Source organism: Microbacterium sp. HMWF026 (assembly GCF_003061325.1).
Classification (GTDB): Bacteria; Actinomycetota; Actinomycetes; order Actinomycetales; family Microbacteriaceae; genus Microbacterium; species Microbacterium testaceum_E.
Genome location: NZ_QAJB01000024.1, coordinates 1 through 3972, shown reverse-complemented (window position 1 = coordinate 3972; position 3972 = coordinate 1). Strand labels below are relative to the sequence as shown.

The 3972-nt window shown below is 71.8% G+C and carries 1 protein-coding gene; it reads right to left on the bottom strand.

Translation table 11 applies throughout. From position 1 onward, the window contains the following. Window positions 1-3668 (bottom strand): LamG-like jellyroll fold domain-containing protein (locus tag DBR36_RS01190; protein WP_146185161.1); only part of this gene is annotated, 3668 nt, incomplete at its 3' end. Window positions 3669-3972: the final 304 nt, after the last annotated feature.

The following is a 3972-nucleotide window of genomic DNA, read 5'->3' as shown; positions in this document are numbered from 1 at the left end:
GCGAAGTCGCCGGGCACGTTCACGCGGAAGGTGACTGTTCCGGAGGCGTCGGCGGCGGGGATGCCGGTGATGGTGAGGGGCTGGCTGTGCAGTACCGCTCGTACCTGCTCACCGGCCGTGAGGCCGGTGACCGTGACGGTGAACGAGGATCCCTGGGCGACGCGCGTGGTGCTGGCCGTGGCGGTGGCGGTGGTCGCCGCGGGGGCGCCGGTGGTGCCGGGGGTGGGCTGCGCGGAGGCCGTGGGCGTCGCGGTCGGCTGCGGCGTCGCGGTGGGCTGCGCTGTCGCGGTCGGTTCCGGCGTCGCCGTGGGCGTCGCGGTCGGCTGCGGCGTCACGGTGGGCTGCGGCGTCGCCGTCGGCGTGGGCGTCGTGGTCGGCGTCGGCGCCCCGGTCGGGGTCACCGTCACGCTCATCGTGACGGTGCGCAGCGCCGGCAGCACCTCTTCGTCCTTGCTCATGTCCAGCACGGGACGATCGCCGGCGGCCCAGTGGATCCGTCCGATGCGGGTGTCACGACCGTTGCCCGCCACCCCGTCGCCCCACGTGTGGTACACGTACAGCTCGTTGCCGTCGTCGTCGGTGGTCACCGCGCCATGGCCCGGTCCCTGCGGATAGGTGAGGTAGTCCCAGACGCCGGCGGGCATCGGCACGCTCTTCATCAGCGGCGTCGTGTACTTGTGCCAGTTGTCGATGTCCATCAGGTCGCTGTCGAGGTCGGCCCACACGCCGCCCACGACGTAGCGGGGGCTCACGCCGTCGCTCGAGTAGATGAGGTAGATCTTGCCGTCGCGTTCCATCGCGAACGACCCCTCGGCCAGTCGCAGCTCCCACGACAGCGACGGCGAGATGACCGGCTTCGCCTCGCCGACGATGCGGGTCGGGTTCTGCGGGTCGACCTTGGCGATCCAGGTGAGCGGGTCACCGAACCCGGGCGAGGTGTAGCGCTGCGACCAGGTGTAGTACGCCTGGCCGTTCGCCTCGAAGTAGGTCATGTCGAGGCTGATGTTGCGGTAACCGTCGCGGCCCAGCGGGCTGCCGTCGGCCTTCAGCACGGCGGTCGGCTTCGACCAGTCGGCCGGGTTCGCGGGGTCGCCGCCGTCGCGCAGCTGCATGATGTGCGACTGAACCGTCTGCCAATCGCCGCCGTCGTTGGCCTGCGGATTGCCGGAGTTGAAGCAGGGCGAGAACAGGATCGACAGCTTGCCGCCGATCTCGTGGATCTCGGGGGCCCAGTAGCACCCGGCGATCGTGCGACCGTCGGTGGTGGTGTCGCGCTTGGTGAGGCGGTTGAGCAGGTCGACTTCGCGCTGCGCGCCGCCGGCGGCATCCGAGAGGCCCTCGAAGGTGTCGGACACCCGGATCGGCAGGTGCGCCGAGGCGATGTTGTTGTTGTTCAGGTCGTCGGTGGCGATGAACAGGTACTGGGTCTTTCCGTCGCGTTCGTAGCGGTAGATCGTCGGATCCGCGCGGTTGGCGGCGAAGGGGACGCTGTAGTCCTTCTGCCGGACGGTGCCCGAGACGGTGTAGGTGCCGCTCTTCGCCCCGGCGACGGCGGCGAGGTCTTCGGCCTTCCAATCGACGGGCAGGGTCGCGGTTGAACCGTCGGTGTACGACAGGTCGACCTTGGTGGCGGCCAGCTCCGACGTCTCGCCGGCCTTCACCGTCGCCGGGGCCACGGATGCCGCGGTGTTCACGACGCGGTTGTAGCGCTGCGACAGTGCGGCGGCGAGGGCGCCGCCGACCAGAAGGGATCCGCTGGGTTCGGCATTCGCCACGCGAGCGCCGAACGCGGAGAGCGAGGGGGTGGCGACCGTCGAGAGCGCACCGGCCGAGACCTCGCCGCGGTTGCCGTCGACGACGATTCGCGACCGACGCCCCTCGTTCTCGGGGTTGAACGGGTCGGCCACCAGCTCGGTGCGCGAGAGGTCGACGACCGTGGTGCGCTGCGCCGCACCGTTGTCATCGGTCCACGACACCACGTAGCGCTTCTGCCCGGAGTCCCACACCGCGCGCGGCGCCGAGACGCCCCCGGTGGTGCCGAGATCGATGGTGCCGAGCTCGTCGAACTGCGCTCCCCGGTCGTCCGCGGCGCGGTAGATCGTCGCACCCGAGCGGGCCGTGGCATCCGGAACACCCGAGAGGAAGACCCGCGTCGTGATGAAGCCCAGGCGGCCGTCGGCGAAGTAGAAGGGCGAGGGAGCGGCGATGCCGCGCTGATCGACGTTGTCGACGCCGGCGTGCTCGCCCTTGGCGAAGACCACGCCGTAGTTGTTCTGCAGGGGCTGGGCCTGGTCGGCGGTCGAGCCGACGGCGAAGTGGATGCTGCGGGCCACGCTGTCCTGGTTGGCGTCGTGGTCGTCGGTGGGCGTGCGGGTGTAGGCGACCAGGTTCTGCCCCGTCGCGGCATCGAGCACCGACACCGTGAACGTCTTCGAGAAGGTGGTGTCGCCCCACGTCGCGGCGGCGGTGACCGACGCGGTGCGGGTCGCATCGCCGGTGTTCACGAGGGCGCCGTCGGCGACGGTGTCGCCGCTCCAGCGCAGGTCGACGCCCGGCACGGTCGGAAGAGCGGTTCCGGATGCCACGACCGGCGGGACGACGAGGGTCGACGTCAGGCGCGCCGAGAGTTCGGCGGCGGAATCGGCCGTGACGGTGATGCGAACCGGGGTGCCGGTCGCGGTGGAGCCGGCGAAGGAGGCCGTCGGGACGAGGGCGACGACCCCATCCGCCGAACCGGGCGCGGGTCGCACCACGCGACCGTCCTCGGAGACGACGTCGGGGTTGCTCGAGGTCCAGGTCAGCGTCGATCCCCCTGCGCCGGTGCGCGGCAGCGAGAGGTCGGAGGTCACGGCGGAGGTGTCGCCGAGGTCGACGGCGTCGGCGTCCTGTCGGGCGATGACACCGGCTGCGGGCGCGGCGATGTCGGCGATCTGGGTGGCCGAGAGGGCGGCGCGGTCGACGCGGACGTCGTCGATCGCACCGGCGAACAGCGGATCGGCGCCGTACAGCGACTTGCCGATCAATCCCGAGAAGGTCGCGGTGCCCACGGTCGCCGCCCCCGTGGCGTTCGTGGCCGTGGATGCCACGGCGACGCCGTCGACGTAGGTGGTGACGCGCTGGCCCGACTGCAGGGCGACCGCGACGTGGCTCCAGCGGGTCGCCGACGCGGGCCCGTCGTCGGCGGCGCGCTGTTCGCCGTTGGCCTTGACCGCGCCGATGAGCGTCCCGCCGCACTGCGGGGTGGCGAAGAGGTAGCGGTCGGCGGAGGAGCCCAGGCTGTACGCCCAGGCGCAGTCCTGCCCGCCGGACCACTTGATCCAGGCCGAGATGGTGACGTCACCGGTCGTGGCATCGGTCAGACCGGGGGCCATCTCGACGAAGGCCGCGCCGGAACCGGCTGCGCCGCCGGGGAGGGCCAGCGCGTGATCCGATCCGCCGCGCGGTCCGGCGACGATGGTCGCGCCGGCTCCCCGCACCGTGCCCGGGTGCGCGCCGGCGCCGTCGGCGACCGCGGTGCTCGCGGCCGCGGTGCCGAGCGGGAGCGCGTCGAAGTCGTACAGCAGGGCGGCGGTCGGAGGGGCCGCTTGAGCGGGGGCGATCCCGGTGACGAGGCCACCGCCCACCAGGGCGGCGGCGAGGGCGAGAGCCGCGGGTCGACGTGAACGCATGCGAGGGCCTTTCGGGCGGACGGGCGGAGCGGCTCGTCCGGTGCGCCCTCGGGGAGGCGACCGAACCGCACCTCTTCGTGGCGGCCAAGACGTCGGACGGGATTCGACGGACTCGGGTCGCGACCGACCTTAGGGCCCCGTCGTCACTGCGCGCAATACGAATGTGAACCTTAACGTCGTGATCTGATCGTTGCTGGACGGCGCCCTAGGGCGGCAATACGGTCCTAGCAAGTGTGAGCGCTAACACAGCGCCGACGGTCCCGGCAGAGCAGCCGCGAGGCCGCCCGGACGTGGAGGCACGAGC